Source organism: Paenibacillus sp. CAU 1782 (assembly GCF_054551715.1).
The window spans coordinates 74,674-96,694 of sequence record NZ_JBTOLL010000002.1 but is presented as its reverse complement, the minus strand read 5'-3'; the positions used below and the strand labels follow the sequence as shown (position 1 = coordinate 96,694).

Annotated in this window: 19 protein-coding genes; 14 read left to right on the top strand and 5 right to left on the bottom strand. The window is 49.7% G+C overall.

From position 1 onward, the window contains the following. The first annotated feature begins 212 nt into the window (after positions 1-212). Positions 213-992 (top strand): metallophosphoesterase, encoded by a 780-nt coding sequence (locus ACX93W_RS09460; protein WP_459392118.1) that lies wholly within the window; start codon positions 213-215, stop codon positions 990-992. A gap of 79 nt (positions 993-1,071) precedes the next feature. Next, positions 1,072-2,700: a YcdB/YcdC domain-containing protein gene (locus ACX93W_RS09455; RefSeq protein WP_459392117.1), complete on the top strand. Its 1,629-nt coding sequence runs from the start codon at positions 1,072-1,074 to the stop codon at positions 2,698-2,700. Between the two features lie 18 nt (positions 2,701-2,718). Here the strand turns inward: ACX93W_RS09455 and chrA are convergent, their stop codons facing one another. After that, positions 2,719-3,924: a chromate efflux transporter gene (chrA, locus tag ACX93W_RS09450; protein ID WP_459392366.1), complete on the bottom strand. Its 1,206-nt coding sequence runs from the start codon at positions 3,922-3,924 to the stop codon at positions 2,719-2,721. Positions 3,925-4,136: 212 nt separating this feature from the next. Between chrA and ACX93W_RS09445 the strand changes: the two genes are divergently transcribed. Continuing rightward, positions 4,137-4,604, top strand: a complete 468-nt coding sequence (locus ACX93W_RS09445) for a hypothetical protein (protein WP_459392116.1) — start codon at positions 4,137-4,139, stop codon at positions 4,602-4,604. A 104-nt stretch (positions 4,605-4,708) separates the two neighbouring features. Here ACX93W_RS09445 and ACX93W_RS09440 read toward each other — a convergent pair whose 3' ends face one another. Further along, positions 4,709-6,463 carry a methyl-accepting chemotaxis protein gene (locus tag ACX93W_RS09440; RefSeq protein ID WP_459392115.1) on the bottom strand — a complete coding sequence of 585 codons (1,755 nt, stop codon included), beginning with the start codon at positions 6,461-6,463 and terminating at the stop codon, positions 4,709-4,711. Between the two features lie 303 nt (positions 6,464-6,766). On the opposite strand from ACX93W_RS09440, the gene ACX93W_RS09435 reads away from it, so the two are divergent. Genes ACX93W_RS09435 through ACX93W_RS09425 form a run of 3 tightly spaced genes read left to right on the top strand, consistent with a single transcriptional unit; the run spans position 6,767 to position 8,432 of the window. Then, entirely contained in the window at positions 6,767-7,264 is a 498-nt protein-coding gene (locus ACX93W_RS09435) for a DMP19 family protein (protein WP_459392114.1), read from the top strand. Further along, positions 7,261-7,731: a hypothetical protein gene (locus tag ACX93W_RS09430; RefSeq protein WP_459392113.1), complete on the top strand. Its 471-nt coding sequence runs from the start codon at positions 7,261-7,263 to the stop codon at positions 7,729-7,731. Before ACX93W_RS09435 ends, ACX93W_RS09430 begins: the two co-directional genes overlap by 4 nt. A gap of 35 nt (positions 7,732-7,766) precedes the next feature. Beyond that, positions 7,767-8,432, top strand: a complete 666-nt coding sequence (locus tag ACX93W_RS09425) for a hypothetical protein (protein ID WP_459392112.1) — start codon at positions 7,767-7,769, stop codon at positions 8,430-8,432. Here the strand turns inward: ACX93W_RS09425 and ACX93W_RS09420 are convergent. Continuing rightward, on the bottom strand, positions 8,417-11,041 hold the full coding sequence (locus tag ACX93W_RS09420) for an FAD-dependent oxidoreductase (RefSeq protein ID WP_459392111.1): 2,625 nt from the start codon (positions 11,039-11,041) through the stop codon (positions 8,417-8,419). The two genes, ACX93W_RS09425 and ACX93W_RS09420, sit on opposite strands and share 16 nt — an antisense overlap. Further along, a complete protein-coding gene (locus ACX93W_RS09415; protein WP_459392110.1) occupies positions 11,041-11,331 on the bottom strand; it encodes an ArsR/SmtB family transcription factor in 291 nt (96 codons plus the stop codon). The genes ACX93W_RS09420 and ACX93W_RS09415 overlap by 1 nt, the downstream gene beginning before the upstream one ends. Positions 11,332-11,633: 302 nt before the next feature. Between ACX93W_RS09415 and ACX93W_RS09410 the strand changes: the two genes are divergently transcribed. The 7 genes from ACX93W_RS09410 (at position 11,634) to ACX93W_RS09380 (ending at position 19,526) form a co-directional block, all read left to right on the top strand. After that, positions 11,634-12,632, top strand: coding sequence for an HRDC domain-containing protein (locus ACX93W_RS09410; protein WP_459392109.1), 999 nt, complete (start codon positions 11,634-11,636; stop codon positions 12,630-12,632). Positions 12,633-12,772: 140 nt separating this feature from the next. Continuing rightward, complete coding sequence (locus tag ACX93W_RS09405) at positions 12,773-13,234, top strand: chemotaxis protein CheX (RefSeq protein ID WP_459392108.1); 462 nt, start codon at positions 12,773-12,775, stop codon at positions 13,232-13,234. Positions 13,235-13,453: 219 nt separating this feature from the next. Further along, entirely contained in the window at positions 13,454-14,227 is a 774-nt protein-coding gene (locus ACX93W_RS09400; RefSeq protein ID WP_459392107.1) for an SDR family NAD(P)-dependent oxidoreductase, read from the top strand. A gap of 24 nt (positions 14,228-14,251) precedes the next feature. Beyond that, a complete protein-coding gene (locus tag ACX93W_RS09395; RefSeq protein ID WP_459392106.1) occupies positions 14,252-15,844 on the top strand; it encodes a DEAD/DEAH box helicase in 1,593 nt (530 codons plus the stop codon). A 220-nt stretch (positions 15,845-16,064) separates the two neighbouring features. Further along, positions 16,065-17,336: an S-layer homology domain-containing protein gene (locus ACX93W_RS09390; protein ID WP_459392105.1), complete on the top strand. Its 1,272-nt coding sequence runs from the start codon at positions 16,065-16,067 to the stop codon at positions 17,334-17,336. Between the two features lie 172 nt (positions 17,337-17,508). Continuing rightward, positions 17,509-18,261, top strand: a complete 753-nt coding sequence (locus ACX93W_RS09385; protein WP_459392104.1) for an ABC transporter ATP-binding protein — start codon at positions 17,509-17,511, stop codon at positions 18,259-18,261. Next, positions 18,261-19,526 (top strand): ABC transporter permease, encoded by a 1,266-nt coding sequence (locus ACX93W_RS09380; protein ID WP_459392103.1) that lies wholly within the window; start codon positions 18,261-18,263, stop codon positions 19,524-19,526. Before ACX93W_RS09385 ends, ACX93W_RS09380 begins: the two co-directional genes overlap by 1 nt. Positions 19,527-19,601: 75 nt before the next feature. On the opposite strand, the gene ACX93W_RS09375 is transcribed toward ACX93W_RS09380, so the two are convergent. After that, complete coding sequence (locus ACX93W_RS09375; protein WP_459392365.1) at positions 19,602-20,906, bottom strand: aminotransferase class I/II-fold pyridoxal phosphate-dependent enzyme; 1,305 nt, start codon at positions 20,904-20,906, stop codon at positions 19,602-19,604. Positions 20,907-21,176: 270 nt separating this feature from the next. Here ACX93W_RS09375 and ACX93W_RS09370 point away from each other — a divergent pair, with 270 nt between their 5' ends. Continuing rightward, positions 21,177-21,962: a helix-turn-helix domain-containing protein gene (locus ACX93W_RS09370; protein ID WP_459392102.1), complete on the top strand. Its 786-nt coding sequence runs from the start codon at positions 21,177-21,179 to the stop codon at positions 21,960-21,962. Positions 21,963-22,021: the final 59 nt, after the last annotated feature.

The following is a 22,021-nucleotide window of genomic DNA, read 5'->3' as shown; positions in this document are numbered from 1 at the left end:
TCAAAAAGTCCGCTTCCCATTGCGGAACATGCCTGGCGGCATGACCAGCGTCGAATATGGAATTCAGCCGAAACTTCCGTTGCTCACTTAGCATCCACTAAGCTCCGCTACTCAGTTTCTAGCTTCATTCCATCTTCTTGGCACTGAAAACCGGACTTTTTGAACTTTCATTTTTAGAGACAGACGGCAGCAATGGAAAAGAGGAGTGCGACATGGCCTTTTGGATATCTTTGTTGATTGCGGCTGCGTCGGCAGCCGTTTTGTTGTATTTGCTCCTCATTTTCCCTACGCAATGGCTCAAGGTGGAGCAGGTGGATTATCCGCTGGGGCTTGGCAAAAGGATTCTGCAAATCAGCGATTTGCATGTGGATATGCTCCGAATTTCACCAAAGGCGCTGCGGCGTGTTATCCAGGCAGCGGCGCCGGATTATATTTTTTTGACGGGAGACTATACGTACCGGCAGGAGTATTTGCCAAAGCTGGCTCGTTATTTGGAAATAATTATGTCAGCACGCGTTCCCGTTTACGCAGTGCTTGGCAATCATGATCATGAGCTGCCGCGCCTTCGCAAGCTGGCCGATTTGTTAGAGTCGAGCGGCGTTGTTTTGCTGCGCAATGCAATGGTGGATTTGCCTGATTTTCAGCTTGTCGGAATCGATAATTACAGCACGCGCCACAGCCGCTTTACAGAATCGTTTAAGAGGGTCAAAGAGGGCAAACCGGTGCTTGTGATTACCCATGACCCCAATGTCGTACTCTTTCTGCGCAAGCCATACGATTATTTAATGGCGGGCCACTTTCACGGCAAGCAATTTAATTTGCCTTTTTTATTTGATATCAAGCCCAAAGGCCCTTTGTCGGCAAAGGGTATTTATAAGGGACTGCACCGCGCCGAAGATGGAGGGAGCTACTACATATCCAAAGGAATTGGCCAGGCAGGCATTAACGCAAGGTTTATGGTGCGAAGCGAAATAACGCTGCACAAACTGTGAATACCTGATAGCTAATGTGACGGCGCTGGATATCCCTCTGGGAACAGTCAAAACAAGTCCGAGAAAGGGGCTGAAGCAATTGCGCGAGCAGCTTCACGGCAAGGAAGAGCGAAGCCAAGTAGAGACAAGCCAAGAAGAGGCAAGCAAGGGAGCCGAACAGCTCCAGAGAAGGGAACAGAATCTGATTGCCTTGCGGAGACGCCTTAAGCGGCAAGTGGAAGGCATGTTTCATATTCCATCCGACTATGAGCTGTTGATCGAGGACTACCAGGAAAATGCCGACTCTTCCGAGGCTCGGGGCGAGGCCAACTTTGTATGGGTGATGCCGGGAACCGATTGCGGCATTTCCATTACTCTATCGGAGCAAGGAAGCTTGGTGGAATACTCCATAGACTTGGAGCCAACTGCAGAGGAGGATTCCATGTCCCAGGAGGAACTGAAGGTCTGCGCCGAACGGTTTATTGAGGACTATTACCCCGGCGAGCTTCAAGCATTTCCGCATATCGAGTCCGATTGGAAAGCGGGAGGCTGCTGGTTTTACTATCGGCAAACTGCCATGGGGCTGCCGCTTCCCCACTCCGGCTTTCGGATTCATGTGAATGGGGCTAACGGGAAAGTTCAGGACTTCAAGTGCTTTGGAAAGGTCGAGGAGCCGGAGATGCCAGGTTCAGGTCAATTGCGTGACCCGAATGAATTGCTTGCCGAAATTCGGGACCAACTGGCGATGGAGCTAAAATATGAAGTTTTGTCACCTGGAGCATATGTTGGAGGCGACGATGGCATTAAGCTGGTGTATGAGCCAGCAGGCTTTGTGCGAAGTTTCCCTGCATTCAGAGAGGCAAAACCTGCCGATGCGATCAAGAGCGGGCAGGATGATTCTGGAGAAGCTGATTCCGTTGAAGTGCCGCCAGCAGCCGAGGAGGTTTATTTGCCCATAGATTTCTCCTCATTTGAAGGGGGAGATTGGCCCAAATGGGAGGATCGTTCGCTGGAGGAATGGGTTGGTGTTGATACGGCCCGTTACGAGCTGGTTCGGGAAGTGGAGTTGAGCGAAGCCGTAATAGGGGTTGCTTGGCAAAAAAAGAATCGCGACATCGAGACGAAAGAACGTACATGGTCTTCGTATTTTGCCGATAGGACAGAAGGAACGATTAAAGCCAAGCTGGATAAAAATAGCCGGCGGCTGCTTGGATTTATGCATTTTACAGGTGATGAAGACGAAGGCTTGTCTCTGTTGAGCCGGAAGGAATGTCTTCGGATTGCGCTTCAATATGTACAAGCCTTGACGCCGGGCATGCTGCCTTTTCTACGTTTGCATCTGAACGAAGATACGGATGAAGAGCCGGGGGGAGGGCGGAAAATGATCAATATGTTGTTTAAAGCTTATGCGGGAGAGTTGCCTGTAGGCTTGGAATCTACAACTGTCGCCGTGAATCGGAATACCGGCAAGGTTAGCATGTTTATGGCAAGCCCTCTGAAGCCGGAGAAATTAGCGGGGCTGTCGTCGAAGCCTGCGATAAACGTATCGCTAGCGAAGGCGCTTTATATGAATTCGCTGAAGCTTCAATTAAAATGGGAAACCAAATATTCGCCAGAGAAGTCCGGTCGCCAATACCGGCTTGTTTATGTCCTTATCGAGACTGAAACAGGACGCCCCCCTCGATTGTTGGACGCCCAGACCGGCGACGTTTATTGTTCGGCATTTTGAAAAGACTTCTATTGCAGGTTAAAGCAGCGACAATGCCGTTCCGCCCGCAGTGCCCGCGATGACAACAAGCCATGGCGGACACCTCCAATAAACAAGCAAGCAAAACAAAATAGCGGCCAAACCGAAATCGGCAGGTTGCATAATGGAATCAGTCCAGATCGGGGAATAAAAAGCCCCCAGAAGCAGTCCTACAACGGCAGCATTAATACCCTTAAAGGCTCCCTGCATTCTTTTGAAACGTCCAATGGAATGCCAGAATGGCAGCGCTCCCGCGATGAGAAGAAAACCTGGCAAAAAGATGGCCGCCGTGGCAAGAAGAGCCATCGGCCAACCGCCTATGATCGCACCGATGTATGCGGCAAAGGTAAACAATGGTCCGGGTACGGCTTGCGCGGCGCCGTAGCCTTCCAAAAACGAATCTTTGCTAATCCAGCCACTCGGCACCAATTCTCGTTCCAATAGAGGCAGTACGACATGGCCGCCGCCGAATACGAGCGAACCCGCGCGATAAAAGCTGTCGAAAACGGCGATGGCATCCAGAGAAATTGCACTGCGAATGATGGGGAGCGCGATCAGCAGGGCAAGGAATAAAGCTAAAAGCAGCAATCCTATTTTTTTGCTTATCCCCACATGCAAGGATTCCCGTTTCGTTGCTTCTTGTTCCCGAAACCAATAAGCCCCCGTGATTCCGGCTGCTGCTATCAAAACCACGTGGCTGAATGAAGATTGCCAGAGGAGGCTCGCGACTGCCACGATGAATGCAATCGACATTCGAATTTTATCATGCGCAAGCTTCTGTGCCATCCCAGCAACGGCTTGAGCGACAATCGCGACCGCAACCAGCTTCAAACCGCGAAGCCATCCGGCATCGGCGATCGAAAAATGTTGGAGCAGCAACGCAAATCCGATCAAGGCAACGACGGAAGGAAGCGTAAACCCTAGAAACGCCAACAGGCCGCCCCAAAGCCCGGCACGCTGAATGCCGATTGCAATGCCAACCTGACTACTGGCTGGACCGGGCAGAAACTGGCTCAGTGCGACCATATCCGCGTAACTTTTCTCATCAACCCATTGCCTGCGTTTCACGTATTCGTTATGAAAATAGCCCAGATGGGCGATAGGTCCCCCAAAAGAGGTTAAACCAAGCTTGGTTGCGACCCACAGTATTTCCAGTCGGGACTTCAGGGACGCTTTCGGCTGTCGAATAGGTTGCGATTGAGGCATGCTGCTATTATTCAAAAGCTTCAGCCTCCTTTATTTGGGTAAAGTTGCCCTTTTCAGAGCACCATTTTATTATATATGGAGTTATTCGTGGCGGAGGTTAATGATTTGTAAAGATGGGGGATTGGCTAATCTACCTATATTGGAAGTGAGAAAATAGGAGATTCGTCCGTGCGCGAGTCGAGCATAATAATATAACTGGCGAGGTAAAGAATATGAGCAAAACAATTCAAGAGAAAATCGAATGGATGAAAAATGTGCTTGATGAAGATCTCTTTCATTTAACGATAGGAGAAATTCAAGAAAAAATAATCGCAGACTCCGATTTTAATGTAAAGGATGCTGCGCTACATGATTATTATCATTTTCTTAGCAAATATGGATCTATGAGATGCGGAAGCATTATACTATTCGGGCAACATGAATTAGCCGATTTTCAGTTTCCTGTTGCTGACATGCCGGGAAAGTTTGAAGAATGGATTTGTATTGGAAAAATTGATCCATACCCCTTGTATATAAATAAAAAAAGCGGGGTGGTTTACTGTTTAGTTGAAAATTCGAGGATTCAATCGTATGAGCAATGGAATGGATTTTTGGAAAATTACATGTTTGGGCGGCGTTATATCGAAATCGTGGGTGATGATGATTGGTATAACCTATTAAAAGTGCAAAAAATGATTTGAAAAATAAGCCAGTGTTAACTTTAATGCTAGTTAACTTAAATAGCAGCGGAGCAATACAGCATTCCTGAGTGACGTGTTGCCCCGCTGATCAAATTTTTTGAAGGCTAGACTTTTACTTTGCCTACCGCTTCGTTCATGGCATGAGTTTGTCTTCGCAGCTGTGCGGACATATCCGCAACCTTCTGGAACACGGCGGATTGTTCGCGGGTCAGGCGATAAATTTCATCCGAGCGTTCGGAAACATCGGAGGAAATTTGGGATATGACATGCACGGAAGCCGAAGCCTCTTCGGAGCCGGCGGATATTTCTTCGGCTGCTGCCGAAACCTCCTGTATCCGTTCCGTTACGATTTGAAAGGCATCCACCGCATGCAGGAACGCTGCCTCTGCATCGCCGGATAATGTCACGCCTTGGCCGATCTCGCGGGCTGTTGCGCTCATCCGCTCGCCAATTTCCTGAGATTCCTTCTGAATGCCAAGCAATAAATCCGAAATCCGCTGCACCGAGGAACTGGAGGCTTCGGCAAGCTTGCGCACCTCTCCGGCAACAACCGCAAAGCCTTGTCCATGCTCGCCCGCATGAGCCGCTTCAATAGAGGCATTCAGCGCCAACAGCTTTGTTTGAGCTGCAAAATCTTTTACGGTATGAAGCGCGTCGATAATTTCTTCGGAATAGCCGTTTAATACAGTAACCTTTGTTGTGACTTCGTCTGCGGCTGCCGAAATATTGACCATCTGGCCCTTCATCTGCGTTATGCTTTGTTTGCCGGTTTGGGCTGAAGCCAATGCGCCTGTAGCCGCATCCGATACGGCCGTGGAAGATTCCGAAATATCGGTGATTCCTTTGGCGATTTCTTCCATCGCGTTAGCGCTGTCTCCCGCGCCTTGCTTTTGGGAATGGGCGCCTTGCCGGATTTGTTCTACCGAGCTGTCAACGGTGCTTCCCAGTTTCAGCATATCGTCCGCATCCCGGCTGAATTGCTCCGTCGATTCCGTCAATATCGAAGTAGTAGCCGCAACGCCTTCCACCATGCCTCCAACGATGCTATTCAAATTTTCCGACATATGGATCATGGCTTTAAACGTGCTTCCAATCTCGTCCTGGCTGCGAAGACGGTAATCCTTCAGAATTCGTCCGGCCTCCGCCAATTCGCCATGCGCCATCTTGTCGACGCTGGCCTTTAGCGGCTGAAGCGGACGAAGTCCTCTTGCAATAAACCACATAACGGCAATGATGCCCGCAATAGTTATAACCAGCAGCACAGAGTAGAGAGGAATGCTGGATGTCAAAATATCGGTTTCAATATGGCCGATCACATCAACACCGGTATCAATCCCGATTACGCCTTGCAAGGCTCCATCCGCACCGATAATCGGAGCGTAGGAGGAAATATAGTTCCCGTATTGCACATTTTCGATAACGGAGGAGCTGGCTGTGCTGCCCTTAAGCAGCTCCTGAACGGCGTCGGCCGGAATATCTACTTCATCGTTGATGCCTGAAGCCAGGTTCTCATCCAAGATTCCATCCACCATCATAAGCGGTATGTCATTGTCGTCGATTTTTACAAAATAAACATACATGGCTCCAATGCGCTGGCGAAATTGATCCAGTTCGTCCCGAATGGACAAAAAAGCTTCATTTTGCTCCGGAGCCTTGGCAAATTGAATATAAGCGTCGGTATCCAGCTGTTTGACATAACTTTCGGCTATTCGGATATTATAGCTTGAAATCGCTTCCTGCGCGGCCTGTTTTAAATTAGCCAGCTGAAGAAACATGCTTCCGGCCGAGATTACGAGAATGACCAGAGTAACCATTGCGACAATGCGCACTACCAAACGTTTTCTGAAGTAACCGATCATTCAAATCTCTTCCCCTCGTCACTCGTATGCAATTAGGCCTTTTTTAGTGATTGTATCTTTACTTTCAGGTGTTTTGTACTATGTAATCATCAAAATAGTAAATGAAATAAGGGTGGAATGCAAGATAATCCTGCAAAGTGGCTATCGCTTCGGAATTGAAATGTCAACGACAAAAATCACTCTTTGGACGGGGTTGCTCAGGCTCCATGGTTCCTATTGATTTGATATGCTAATATGATGATAGCTTAAACCGCAGTCCTGTCAGGCGCGACAGGATTTGCTGATGATACTGGAGGGAATAAAATGTCGCATACGGGTTTGGCAGAATGCCTGGTTACGCTTCAGACAGCGCGGCACGGCACTGCAGAAGATATTGTTAATGAAGTGTGCCGCAATTTATATGAAGCGCGGGGCCAGGAAGCTATGGGACATTTTCGCGAGCTTCCAGAGGTGCTGCAGGATATCATCCTATTAATTGAATTGGATACGGAACTGTCGGTAAACGGCATCACGGGCTTTTTGGAAAATGGCACCGGTCGATATCTGGATGAAACGATAGATTGCTTGCGGCGGATTGGAGCTCTGGAAGATTACGAAGCGTTGTCCGCTATCAAAATCAAAGCCCGGTTGCAGCCCAATGGCGTTACGGAAGCAGCATCGCTTCACGAACATGACTTGTGCGACATTGTAGAGACGGCAGAACGACTGTACCTCTATCAGGGTCGCGATTTGTTCGGCGATTTTCTGTACCGTCATGTGCAATGCAACCGAAACAACCTGATGAGAGGCGAGGCTGTATGAATGAGGAGCAGGAACAAGTGAGCATGATTACGTATTCGGACACTCAACGGGAAATTGTTAAAAGCGGCCCGGAGGCCATCCGTCATGTTCTGATAAATGGAACCGCCGGGGGGATCAGGAGCCTGCTATTTTGTCTGGATCAATATCTGGACCCTTATTATGGATATAAGCTGGAGTATGCCGATGAAATTTTTGCTATGCTGGAGCAGCATTTATTTATGCCGCATGAAAAAGAAGCCAAGGAGGATATGCTGCAGCTTTTAGGTCAATATGGACAAGGTCCCCTTGATTTGCTGGCAGATCGTCTGGATGAGGTGGAACCCGAACTGCTGGCCGAGGCGATTGAGACGCTGGGCCTCACTTTTAAAGGCAAATATGAATTGATTTTGAGCCGCTACATCAAACATGGCGACAGCGAGGTTGAGCAGGCTGCTTCCGCGGCGTTGTCTTATATCCGCTCGGTCTGACCGGTTACGGTGATGAAGGAAAGGGGCAATATGTAATGAAGCTGTTTGTTTTGACGCCTGATATTAATGGGAACAACCGAATGAAAGATTTTGTCCGGGACTGCTTTGTTTGCCTCTTTTGCCCCGGCGTTGGCGATTTGGAAGGCCTGAACGGAAAAGAGCTGAAACGCCTTTTGGAGGAAACCGCAGTCGGCGAGGGGGCTGATGGCAGACAGCCTGGAACAGAACTGCGACAAAGAGAAATGCAGCTGGATGGGATCAGGCAGTTCGTTCAGGATATGGAGGACGGAGATTATATCCTTGTCAGGAATGGGGAAGAGGTGTATTGGGGGGATCTTGGCGACTATTACTATGTTCAGCAGGGAGATCAGTCGGACGATGGCAGCTGTCACCGCCGCGGCGTTACCTGGTTGAAAAGCATTCCTTTTTCGGAAGTGCCGGATGTCCTGAAGCTGCTTCTGGACCAAGGGATTCCAATTGCGCGTTATGGCGAGGATGTGACCCATGCGCAACTGGAATTCTGGTTTTCGCCGGCTCTTACGGATACCGGAGCGGGAACTGATGTGGAGTATTCAAGCATCGGGATGGCGCTGGATATTCTTAGGCAGGCCATGCAGCACGGCGATGCCGAGCGCAGGGAACGGGCGGCTGCCGCCATCCTGAACTATGCCGCCTCCCGCAACAATCAGACAAAGAGATGATGGCCTCCGCCTTCGGCTTGGCCCAGATAATAGCCGACTCCGCCAATAACCGCCTCATCCATCAGCTCTTCCCGCTTTAATCCCATCAAATCCATAGACATTTGGCAGGCGACGATTTCTACGCCCTGTGCAATGGCAGATTGAATCAACTCTTCAAGGGAAGCGGCGTTGTTGCTTTTCATTAGCGAACGAATCATCGCCGGTCCTGCCCCCGCCATATTCATGCGGGACATTTTGAGCCTTCGGCTTCCTCGGGGCAGCATGAAGTCAAACCATTTGCCTATGAAGCTTTTCCCGGTTGCAGACTTGTTGTTTTTGCGAATGACGGAAAGCCCCCAAAAGGTGAAGAAAAGCGTCACCTTTTTGCCGCTTGCGGCTGCGCCATTGGCGATAATAAATGAAGCGATAGCTTTGTCCAGGTCGCCGCTGAATACAACAATTGTGCTGCTGTTTGACCTTGCAGCAGAATGGTTAACAGGGCTGTTTTGGGCAGCTCCCGCTAAATGAGGCGGAGAGTCTTCCTTCTGAAGCCAAGCACTAATTGTGCCATTTGCCTCTTTGTGGAGCTGAACCAGCCGGTTTCCGGTCATTTTTGCCCAGGCGCGGATGTCTTCATAAAACCCGGGATCGCTGGCGAGGACTTGTAACACTTGGCCTGAGTCAAGCTGCTCCATGCGGTTTTTGACCTGCAAAAGAGGTCCGGGACAACAAAGGCCGCATGCATCCAGTACGGCGTCCGCCTCAAGCGCGCTGGTCTCCCTTTGCGAATGACCGGCTGCTTGCTCCAGAGCAGCAGAGGCTTCGCTATATGAGTTGGCGGCATTTGACCCCGCTGCTTTCATGGATTCGGATTGTTTTGGCATCAAATGCAAAATTGTCGATTGCGGTTTGGAGCTGGCAGTTGTGCCGAACCCGGAGGTAAACATTGTCCCAGCGGAGCTGCGAGGCTCTCGCGGATAGGGAAGCGGATATGACAGTCGGTAGGTTTTGTAGCCTCCGCTCAAATTTTTTACGCGGAACCCCCGTTGCTTCAAAATACGCGAAGCGGTATACCCGCGCAGCCCGACCTGGCAGTACACCCATATCTCCTTGCTGGCATCCACATCCTCCAAACGATTCCGCAACTCGTCGACGGGGATGTGAATGGAACCTGGGATATGACCTGCCTCGTGCTCCATTTGCGACCGGACATCCAGCAACACCGTATTTTTTTCGTCACGGCCCTCCAAATCGGCAGTACTATATACCTCGACTAGTCCGTTGACAACATTTTCGGCAACGTAGCCGGCCATGTTGACGGGATCTTTTGCAGATGAGTAAGGAGGGGCATAAGCCAGTTCCAGTTCGCTTAGTTCCATTACATTACCCCGGTACCGTATAAGGGTGGCAATATCGTCGATCCTTTTGTCTACGCCATCCCTGCCAACGGCCTGAGCGCCCAATACAACGCCTTTTGGATCAAACAACAGTTTCAATGACAGAGTCGAAGCTCCGGGATAGTAGCCGGCATGGGAATTGGGATGAATATGAATGGCATGATAAGGCAAGCCAAGGCGCTTCAATGTTTTTTCGTTGTTTCCAGTAGCTGCCCCGGTTAAACCAAATACTTTAATAATGGAGGTTCCTTGGGTGCCCTTGTAGCGGGTATCCAATCCGCTAACGTTATCGGCAACGATCCGGCCTTGCTTGTTGGCTGGGCCTGCAAGCGGAATTGCGGCTTTGCCGCCGTTGACGTAATCAATAACTTCCACAGCATCGCCGACTGCATAGATGCCTGAAAGATTCGTTTCCAGCTTGTCGTTGACAACAATATGGCCGCGCGGGCCAAGTTCCAAGCCGCTATTCTTTAGAAAGGACGTATCCGGCGCTACTCCAATCGCAAGCAGAACCATGTCTGCGGCAACAGTACCTCCGCTTTCCAGATGGATGCCGACGCCATCACCCTTTTCCTCAAAGCCTTTCACCTTTTCATTAAAAAGCAATCCGATGCCTTGCTCTGACAGTTCGCTGGCAAGAATGCCAGCCAATTCGGGATCCAATGGTGCCAACACTTGAGGCCCTGCTTCGATCAACGTCACATCCAGCCCGGCCTCTCGCAGGTTCTCTGCCATCTCCACACCAATAAAGCCTCCTCCGATTACAATCGCAGAACGAGTGCCTTCTTGGTCAACCTTGTTTTTGATGCTGTCCATATCCGGGATGTTGCGAAGCGTATAAATATGGCGTCCCGAAATGCCGGGCAAATCGGGAACAACCGGTTTGGCTCCCGGCGACAGAATAAGCGCGTCATAGCTTTCCTCATACAGTCCTTTTTCCGCGCTGAGGACTTGAACGAGCCGCAGTTCATGGTTGATGGATACCACCTCGCTGCGCGTCCTGACGTCGATATTGAACCGTTCCTTCATGCCTTCCGGCGTCTGCACCAGAAGGCGTGAGCGTTCTTTGATACTGTTTCCGATAAAATAGGGGAGGCCGCAGTTGGCAAAGGAAATATGCTCTCCCCGTTCAAACATAACAATGCTTGCATGCTCATCCAGACGTCTTAGTCTGGCTGCCGCCGAAGCGCCGCCAGCTACTCCTCCGACAATTAAAACTTTTTTTGCTGCCATCAGTTTTGTTCCTCCTTCAGGAACAGTTCAATGAACTGCTTGATTCCTTCATCTTTAATGGAATAATTCACTTCCAGTCCGTTGCGCTCCGCTTCTACAATGCCGGCCGTCCGCAGCTTCTGCAAATGCTGGGACACTGTTGATTGAGGCAGCCCCAGGCAATCCTGCATAAAAGAAACATTGCAGTTTCCCTTTTGAAGCAGGCCGTTTAGAATACAAAGCCGCACAGGATGGGCAATAGCTTTCAGTACTTCCGCCTTTGCATCAAAGGCTCGGTAATTGTTGTCCATGGTTTAGCTCCTTTATGAATCGTTATATTCATATATTACGATATAAGGATTTAAAGCGCAACCGATTCTTCCTAGAATGTTTATATTGAAGCCGCTCGACACATTTTTTTGCTCCATATTCAGAAGAATCAGCTTGCCATAAGTTCCGCATTATGGTAGCATGACCTTAATGTGATACATGAACGAACGGGAGGAAGCACCTCCTTCGCAAATTTGCGAAGGAGGTGCTTTTTTTTGTACCCCAAATCCGGCTGGTTCGTTTATCGGTCGCTAAATTTGATCCATGGAAAGGGTGTATCGTTATGCAACTGGTATTTATGAACACGTTCGAGAAAGTAGAGGATGAACAACGTTTTTGCGCGCGACTTACAATAGCAGAGGAACAAGGAGTTTGGCATGTCAATTGGCAGGATATGAATGAAGATGAAGCAGCAGAACCGGAGATCTGGTACGAAAGCTTATCATGGGAGGAACTGTTGACTGCGTTCCGGCATGGGGTTGCGTTAAAGATGGGCGCAGGGTATGTGCCCGTCATTGAATCGATGCTCGATGGCGACCGCCATTCGGCAGGCAGCTATCGTTCCATGCTGCAGTGTTATGGCGAGCATCATGGCAATGAAGCCGTGTTCCAAACGTTGCGTGAATGGCGTCGCAAGAAGGCTGCTGCTGACAGAAAATCGCCTTATTTGATTGCGACCAATGTATTGCTGTGGATGATTAGCGCTTATCTTCCTCATACAGAGGATGAGCTCCGTCAAATTCCGGGTTGGGGAAAGGCCCGGAATGAATCCTATGGCGGAGATATATTGGAGATAACTAAGCAATACCAGCGAGAAACGGCTTTTCCATTAGATTGGGTAACGCAGAAGCTGGATGGAGAGCTGTTCCGAAACTGGCAGCTCAAGCAGCAGGAAAACAAATATCGCAATGCAATGGAACGCCAGGAAGAGAAAAAGCGGATGCTTAGCATTGTGCAGCAAGGCGGCCTGTTAAGCAGACTGGAGGAGGAGCTTAAGCTGCCGCGGCGTGAATTGCTGCTGAGAATGGAGCAATTGGAGCAAGAGGGTTATGAGCTGGAACCGCTGGTTGAAGAAGAATTGCGAGATATGCCGGAAGCGGAGATGCTTTCCATTATAACGGCGATGACCGAAAAGGGAGATCGTTATTTAAAACCCGTGTTGGAGCATGTATACGGAGAGGGAGATGGGTCTAAAGGAGGAAGAACCGATGAACTACTGTATGAAAAGCTTCGTCTAATCCGAATTCATTTTCGCCGGAAACAAGGGAAAAAAGCGGTCTAATGGAAGTTTTTGCGACAAAATTACATAGGCCTAAAGTTTCATATGTGCGAATAATAGTATACTTGTCCTATAATATAAAGTATACTATTAACAACTTAGACAAATAGCGAATTTTGTCGAACGAAGGAGCGCTACCCTTTATGAAGGCAGAATATATCAACCCGTTTCTTGAATCCGCAAAGCTCGTAATTGAACAGGTTGTGCAAATCCGGCCTGAAACAGGACAATTGGGCCTGAAGGACATCAAATTCGTTGAGAACTATATCTGGATTCAGATTGGCCTTAACGGGCAGATGAACGGCGACATTGTATTTGGCTTGAGCGAACAAGTCGCACTCAAGATGGTGTCGGCGATGATGGGCGGATTTGTCATTTCTGAAATTGACGAGATCGGTCGTAGCGCGATTTCCGAGCTTGGCAACATGATTAGCGGAAACGCAAGCACAATGTTATACAATCAAGGCGTTCGGGTGGATATTACGCCGCCGAAGGTTATTCAGTCCGCTCAGTCCGCTGGATTCCAGCCTACTCAGGCGTTGACGATTCCTCTAATTATGGACGGAATTGGCGAGTTGGATATTCAGGTATTGGTTGCATCCTAATACGGGAATGCATTCATTGAAACGACATTGAAGGCATGCCTACACATCAGAATCAGAAGCCTCCGGACCGCCTGTCAGGCGTGGATGGAGGCTTTTGTTATTGAGGTTGGATTTCTTGCGTTCATCCGGCGGGAAAGCACTAAAACTGTTTTGCTTCGGGAGACCTGATGCGATACACTTGAGCAAGAGAGAATGAGGAAGCCGAAGGCGGTGTTTTGAATGATAAAAGGTAAAGTCGTGCTGATCACGGGAGCTTCCAGCGGGATTGGCGCATTAACGGCCTCCGAGCTGGCGAAGCATGGCGCCATACCCGTATTGACCGGACGAAATTTGGATAAGCTCAAAAAACATGCGGGAGACATATCTCCTGATTGTCTCTATTATAAAATGGATGTTGCTGATCAGGATGAAGTCCGTTACGTAGTGGAGCAGGTGTTGAAAGCGCATGGCGCCATCGATATCTTGCTTAACAATGCAGGTTACGGCGAGTTTCGGCGTTTTGAGGAAATGCCGGTGGAAGATTTTCAAGCGATGATGGACACCAACTATATGGGCATTGTACGCTGTACTAAAGAGGTGCTTCCCCATATGCTAAAAAGGGGGTCCGGACATATCGTCAATATCGCTTCCATGGCGGGAAAAATCGGATCTGCCAAATCGGTTAGCTATACGGCGACCAAACATGCCGTGCTTGGTTTTACTAACGCGCTCCGAATGGAGATGGCGCAGCAAGGGATTAAAGTATCGGCGATTAATCCCGGTCCCATCGACACTGAATTTTTCAGCATTGCCGATCCATCGGGGAGTTATGTCAAAAATGTCGGCTGGCTGATGATGAAGCCGGACTATGTGGTCAAAGGCATCCTTCGCGTGATGGAAACGGGCAAGGCCGAGCTGGATTTGCCGCGCAAGGCTGGCGTTGCGATCAAATTATATCAATTATTTCCCCGAACTGCGGACAAGCTGTTCGGAAAATGGATGAATCAAAAATAGCAGGTACATAGAGGAGTTAACAGAATGAGAGACAAAACATGGACGGAATTAGGAATTAATGAATCATTGTCCCAAGCTTTGAACGAGCGGGGTATTGTAACGCCAACGGATGTTCAGGCAGAGGCGATACCGGCGCTTTTGGCTGGGAATGATGTCACCGCGCGTTCGCAAACGGGCAGCGGAAAAACACTGGCGTTTTTGCTGCCGATCTTGCAGGGGATAAATGTGGAATCGGGAGCTATTCAAGGGGTTGTTATATCACCGACGCAGGAGTTGGCGATGCAAATCGTGCGCGTTGCGGAGCAATACGGTGAACCTCTGGGCATTCGTGTTCAGCAGCTGATCGGCGGAGCGGCTATGAAACGTCAGGTGGAGAAGCTGAAGCTTCGCCCGCATCTGGTCATTGGAACGCCTGGACGCATCCATGAACTCGTCAAGCTGCGTAAGCTAAAGCTGACAGAGGTTCGTTTTCTTGTAATCGATGAAGCGGATCAAACCTTCCAGCTGGGCTCGACGAAGGATTTGGAATCGGTTCTTTTTTCAATGAATCCAGGGCGGCAAACCGCTTTCTTTTCGGCAACTTATCCTGAAATCATGTCCCGTTATGAAGGCCGCTGGATGAAGGAGCCGGTACGTGTTCAATTAAAGCCGCAGCAGCGGGTTGCGGAAACGGTGTCCAATTATTATATCTTGAGCGACAAGCGGGATAAAACCGATACGGCCAGAAGGCTTGTACGGCTCCTGAATCCGGCTTCCGCCCTGTTGTTCCTGAATGATACGGATGAAATAGCCAACTGGGAATCTAAGCTGAAGTATGAAGGTTTTGCAGTGGAGACCCTGTATGGCGATTCCGACAAATTAAGAAGGGCGGCAACATTGTCGCGTTTCCGCGACGGGAGCTGTCAACTGCTTCTTGCTACCGATGTTGCAGCGCGTGGACTGGATATTGAAGGACTGCCGCTTGTGCTTCAACTGGACCCTGCAATCGACGCCGACCATTATGTCCATCGCGCTGGAAGAACGGGACGTATGGGGCGCACAGGAACCGTTATTACGATCGTTACTCCGCATGAGCTGTTTATTATGGAGAAATTTCGCAAACAGCTTGGCATTGACCTGCAAGAGAGAGCAATGTTTCGCGGCAAGTTTCTGTCGATGGAGGAGTTGGCTGCCGCAACCAGTCCACACCGGGGCTTAAAGGGCGGTCATGTAAACGGAAGCGGAACTGGCGCAAACGGAAAAGCCAAGCTTGATCGGGGGGACAAATCCGACGGAGCATCAAAAACTGCGGGTTACAGCAAAAGTGACCGTTCAGCCGTTGCCAATGCCTCATCGCCTCAAGGACGTTCCGATAAAACTTCGGCAGTCCGGAGGGGTGCTGATGCAAAAGCCAATGTTTCCTCCAGCGAAGTCGCTCGTAAAACTGACGGTGCGAGCGGTAAGGCTCGCAGCGGCGCTTCCGGCGGCGAAGCCAAAGGAGCGCGCCTTGGAAATGCAAACGGCGGCGCGTTACCTGCTGGCGGTAAAGCCAAACGCGCTAAAAAAAGCGAAGGCAAAAACAAAGGCGCGCCAAAATGGCTGAAAGAGAAACGCCAAACAGGCCAATCCGATAACTAAGCCCAACTACCTAATTTATATAAGTTGAACAAAAAGCAGCGATTGGAAGAACCCTTCACATGGCGGCCAACCTGGCTGGAATTTTTGTTCAACTTATCTGGTTCAATATGACTATCTTTTGAAGCCACCCCCTCTTAATTGTCTTTGACCCCCGAACATTATGGGCGAAGGCAACAACGGCGACATCATCGCCAAATGAAAAAGAGGAGAGTGGCTTTTTATGACTAACAATAAACTATGGAAAAAAACAGCAATATCCGCTACCGCCCTGCTTCTGCTGGCAAGCGGCGCAACATCCGCTTTTGCGGACGCCAAGGGTAATCATAACAGCAACGACAATAGCAAAAGCAAGGGCTGGTACGAAAACGGCAATAACGGCAAAGGCAATAAAGGCAAAGATAAAGACAAGGATAAAGACAAGGACGACGAGCGTAATATCCGTTGGAACTTTAAGGACGAGCAGGATTTGGAATGGGCGCTGGAGTACATTATGCGTCTGGCGGCCAAAGGCGTTTTCACCGGTTATGAAGACGGTACATTTAAGCCTAAACAAAACATTACACGTATCGAAACATTGACGGCAGCTGTCCGATTGATGGGCTTGCGCGATCAAGCAGAGTCCGCTGAAGAGATGAAAACCGAGCTTCATTTCAAGGATGCCGACAAGCTGTACAAAAAATATCCATGGGCGGTTGGCTATGTAGCGGTTGGCTTGGAAAACGATCTCTTTATTGAAACGGAAACGGAAATCAAGCCGGATCAAAATGCAACCCGTCTATGGTCGACCATCCTGCTGATTAAGGCGCTTAAGCTGGAGGACGAAGCCAAAAAGCTGAACAACACTAAGCTTGATTTCAAGGATGCCAAGGAAATCCCGGCAGGCGCAGTTGGTTATGTAGCGCTGGCTCTTGAAAAAGGTATCATTACCGGTTATTCCGATAAACATGGCAACAAAACGTTCCGCCCTAATCAGCCTGTAACTCGCGCTGAGCTTGCGGCGCTGCTTGATCGCACCGACAATGAAATGCCGGATCATGATGCGCAAGCAATTACCGGCAAGCTGAAGGCTGCTCCGGCAAACGGCGCATTAACGCTCGTTAAACCGGATAATACCGAGCTGACGCTGGCGATTGACCCAACTGTATTTATTTTCCGCGATGACAAAAAAGCTCCGGTCAGCGCGCTGCAAGCGGGCGACAGCTTGTTCCTGCGGACGTACCAGCAAAAGGTTGTTTTCATTGAAGTAACGGCGAAAGCTCCGGTCAGCACGGCATTTGTAGAGCTGGGCCAAGTCAATACGCTGAACTTTAATGCTCAAGCTAAGCTGTCTACGATTTCGCTGACACGCGTAGAAAATGGCGAAACAAAAGTGTTGATTTACAATGTTGACCCTAACGTCACCGTAATTGGCGATGCGTCCAAGCTGAAAACCGGCCAGGTCGTAGAAATTAAGGGCGAAGCGGGTACTGTCAAATCCATCGAAATAAAGTAATTAATTGAACGTCCGGCCTTGGCTAACGGTCTCTATAGAGACCGTTAGCCAAGGTTTTTTCTTTGAGCGTTGAGTTTCATGCAGCGATCGCCGCTTTTTTTGAAATCGGCGTTCATTTTCGGTATGCTGATAGACAGAGAGTTTTCATATAGCGGAAATGAAGGTGAACGTAGTGACGACGACGATATTGCAGGTAACAAAACTGACTGGCGGCTACAGTCCCAAACGGCCTGTGCTGCATGAGGTGGATTTTGAAATCCGGGCAGGTGAAATGATCGGGTTAATTGGATTAAACGGCGCGGGCAAAAGCACCACCATCAAACATATATTGGGGCTGATGACGCCCCATAGCGGAGAAGTTAAAGTGGCGGGCGTGACGCTAGGGAAATCGCCGGAGGCATACCGTGAAGCTTTTGCTTATGTGCCGGAATCGCCCGCTTTGTTCGACGAACTGACGGTAGAGGAGCATTTGCGGCTTAGCGGCATGGCTTATGGCGTATCTGACGAGCAATACGAAACGCGGGTAGAGGAGCTGCTGAAGGAATTCCAGATGCTTCCCAAACGGAAAGCATTTGCGTCCCATCTGTCCAAGGGAATGAAGCAAAAAGTGATGATTATGAGCGCGCTTCTGGCTTCGCCGCCGCTATACATAATCGACGAACCATTCCTTGGCCTAGATCCGCTGGGCATTCGTTCGCTGCTGGAACGGCTTGTAGAAGTGAAAAAAAGCGGGGCGGCGATTTTGATGAGCTCGCATATTTTATCAACCGTTGAGGCTTATTGCGATCGGTTTATCGTCATGCATGGCGGCGCGATCGCGGCTCAAGGAGAACTGGGCGATATTACGGCGGCTGCCGGCATGAGAGATCAGGACAGCGGTCTGGAAGAAGCGTTTTACCGGCTGGTCAGCGGAGGCGGGAAGTGATGGCGGAGAACCGGTCCGAGCTGGACAAGCTGTGGAGGGAGCGGAAGCAGCGTTTTCGCCGCGAAATTATGCCTTATATACGCTATATGGGGCAAAGCGGGTTTCCTGCTTTTATGTCGCTGATCATCATAACGGCAATTATTAGCTATGCCAAGCTTGTTATTGAAGTGCCCGCTAATTTTCCAATAGCGGAAATCGGAGTGTTGGTGTTGACGCCGTTTCTAAGCCGCAGTCCGCTGCGCACATGGCTGCATCCTGCGGATGTCGTCTACCTGATGCCGAGCGAGCATAAAATGGGGAGTTTCCTGTCTCTTTCGTTTAAGCATTCCATCAAATGGAGCGGAATTGCGGCGGCATTTGTTTTTTTTCTGTTTGCCCCGTTGTATTCGGCAAGCCTGGAATATTCGGACACCGGCGGAGCCGGGGTTTGGCTTTTGGCATTTGTTTGTCTTGTGCTCCGAGGGGCTAACTATTGGGGAGCCTGGCAGGAGAGACGAACGGCCTGGAGCGGCTATCGGCTGTTTTACCGGATATTGCGCTGGCTGCTGACTGCGCTTGTTATCGGGAGTTGGTTGATTGCCCCGCTTTGGCAAGCCGCTATTTTTACGTTGCTATGTGTGCTGCTAATGGGTGTTTTGTACCGCAATGCGTCAAAAAGCTTTTTTCCCTGGGAGAGGCTGATTGCGGAAGAACGGGCGACGCGAAAGCGATTTTATGCGTTTTTTAGCCTGTTTATTGATGTTCCGGTATTGGATAATTCTATTGCCCGCAGACCTTATCTGACCTGGCTGCTGCGCCGAATATCATACGGACAACGAAACACCTACGTCTATATGTATGCCGCTTCGCTCCTGCGTACGGAAATAGGCGGCATTTTGCTGCGTATTGCGGGTCTAGGCTGTCTTGTCACGTATTGGGCGGGGGATTATGCTTCATTGTCCGGCTGGAGCGCTGTTTTTTCGATGCTTGTTTTTGGATTTGTATATAGCGTACAGCTCGGCGCGCTTCGAAACATCAACAAATATACGGTTTGGAAAAGCATTTATCCATTGCCCGAAAACGGTCGTATCGGGCAATATCTGAAGGTGGATGCCGCAGCGCTGGCGGCAGGTCTTGTTCTGCTTTGGCTTTCGGCTGCACTGCCGCTTTTGTTTCAAGGCATTTTTGTTCCTCCCGTTGCAGCGGCGGTTTTGCTGCTGCTATTCTGCTGGAGACGTCCAAAATCGCTTCGGAAAAAGCTGCTTTCTGAGGAAGAAGAGGATTAATAAAAAAAGGCGCTGCAGTACTCCAGCCAAGGAGTCGCAGCGCCTTTTCGCATAACAATGTGTGCAATATAATGGTTAAGCTTGAGCCTGCTTAACTTCAATAACCGCTTTGTTTACCGTATCGAACAGTTCTTCCAGATGATTTTCCTCGATACAGGAAAACGCAATGCGGAGATCGCTTTCGCCCAGCGCAATCGTGCCGATGCCGTATTGATTGAGCAAATGCTGACGTACGGCTTCCGCCGTTACGCCCTCCAGCTTGAGACACATGAAATAGCCGGAGTTGAATGGATAATAAGGCAGGTTATTGCCGTATTTGCCGCTGTCCAGCAGTTCCTTGACCACATTGGCGCGTTTTTTCATAATCGCGAATTTTTCCGCCTTTTGTTCTTCGAACTGCTCCGACTGAAGGGCATGAAGCACAAAGGTTTGGGAAGGATGAGGGCCGCTGGAAATCGTTGCGCGAATAATGCCCATTGTTTTTTGCTCCAGGGCGGCAAGAGCAGCTTGCGAGTCGGACGCATACGTAATAAAGCCTACGCGGAAGCCCCAGACATATTCTTCTTTGGTTGCGCCGTCTACCTTGATCGCCAGCACGCGGGGATGAAGATTCGCAAGACGGGAGAAAAGCGATTCCTGAAGCGAGTCTTCGAAAAACAGACCGAAGTAAGCGTCATCCGTCACAACCACAACGTTGATTCCCGCTTCCGCGGCATCCTTGATGGCAGACACGATTTCTTCGCCTTCGCTAAGTCCCGGGGTATAGCCCGTAGGGTTGTTCGGGAAGTTAAGGACAACGATCGCTTTTCCTTTGTCCTTCTGAGCAAGCAAAGCTTCGCGGAATGCCTGGCTGTTAAAGGTGGTTTCTTCATTATATAGCGGGTATTCCACGATAACGGCGCCGCGGCGCACGCCAAAAGTAAGCTCGTAGTTTTCCCAGTTTTTATCGGGAATCACAACTGCATCGCCTGCATCTGCGAACAGATCCGCCACGATGCTGAGACCGTGGGTCAATGCGTTGGTTACGATGGGATTGCCATAGCTTTTGCCTTCCAGGCCGGGGTTGTCCTTGACCATCTTGGCGCGCCATGCGCTGCGCAGCTCCGGCTTGCCCGCCGGGGGCGCATATTCATATATATCCTTCGGATTGTAGGCGCTGAGCGTATCTTGAATGAGCTTGAGATGCATAGGCTGGCCGCCCTCAGTCGCAATGCCGATTGTGGCGTTAAATTTGTTAGCCTTGCTTTTTGCCTCGGCTGACTGGCTGAGGATGCCTTCCTTCGGGAAATAAATGTCTTTGCCTAAGCGAGACAACATGTCGTAGACATGCGGGTTTTCCTTCTGCAACGTCTCATTTAACTGCTGAGCCAATGGGTTCATGGACTTCATTCCATCCTTCCGAATTAAGTGCTGATAGCGGTTCTTTAAACAAGCACTGCACTACAGTGAGTTTCGTGATATTATACCACTTTTGCCGCTTGCAAGCCATTCTCAATTTACCAAAATTCAGAGGTTTTGCAAGCTTCACAAAATAGTCATTTTTTATTTTAAACTCTGACTCATCATGTAAGCTTAATAAAGGGTAAAGCTTGATTGATGATGGTCTTTTATTATAATAGAATAAAAGGTTTTCTGTAGGGAGGTTGACGCATGCTCCACGTATCGCCTGAATCGCTTGGCTTGCTGCCATCGTTCGCCAAAATCGTATGTGAGCCAAGCTGGAGGTGGGCCAGACGGGAAAAACCGATGGCCAATTTTGATCTTTTTTATGTGTGGAGCGGAGAGGGAGAGGTCGAGGTCAACGGCACTCATTACGAAGCCGGCAAGGGCAGCTGCTTCCTCTTTCGACCGGGCGATTATACAAGTGCCACCCATAATCCCCAACGCCCGTTTGTGTTGACCTATATTCATTTTGCGGTCGGGGATAAAGTAACGGATGTGCCCGAGCGCTACCGCAGGCTGGAGGATACGGTTGATTTCGAATATATGCTGTCCCGCTACGTTCGGCTTTTTCTGGTCAAAACCTATGCGGCGGAGCAGGAAGCCCAGCTTGTGCTGAAATCGCTGATGATTCAATTGCTTCGTTCGGACAAGCAGACGCCGGTGGAGAAAAAAGGAAGCAATCAGCTGACGGAGGCTATCCACGAAATCGCCAACTATATTCGGCAAAATCCAGGGGTTGCGCACCGGGTTGAGGATTTGGCGACGCGCGCCCAACTATCGCCGCGCTATTTTTCCATGAAATTCAAGGAACTGATTGGCCTTTCCGTACAAAATTATATGATTCGGACCCGTATTGAAAGAGCGCAGCATCTGCTCATGCATGCCGGAATGAATGTCACAGAGGTGGCGGATGCGCTGGGCTACCGGGATATTTTCTTCTTTAGCCGCCAGTTCAAGCAATATACCGGGCGAAGTCCGTCCGAGATCAGGTAAGCCGCAAAAAAAGACGCCTTGGGATTTCTCCGCAAGCGCGTCTTCCATAGCCGATTGTT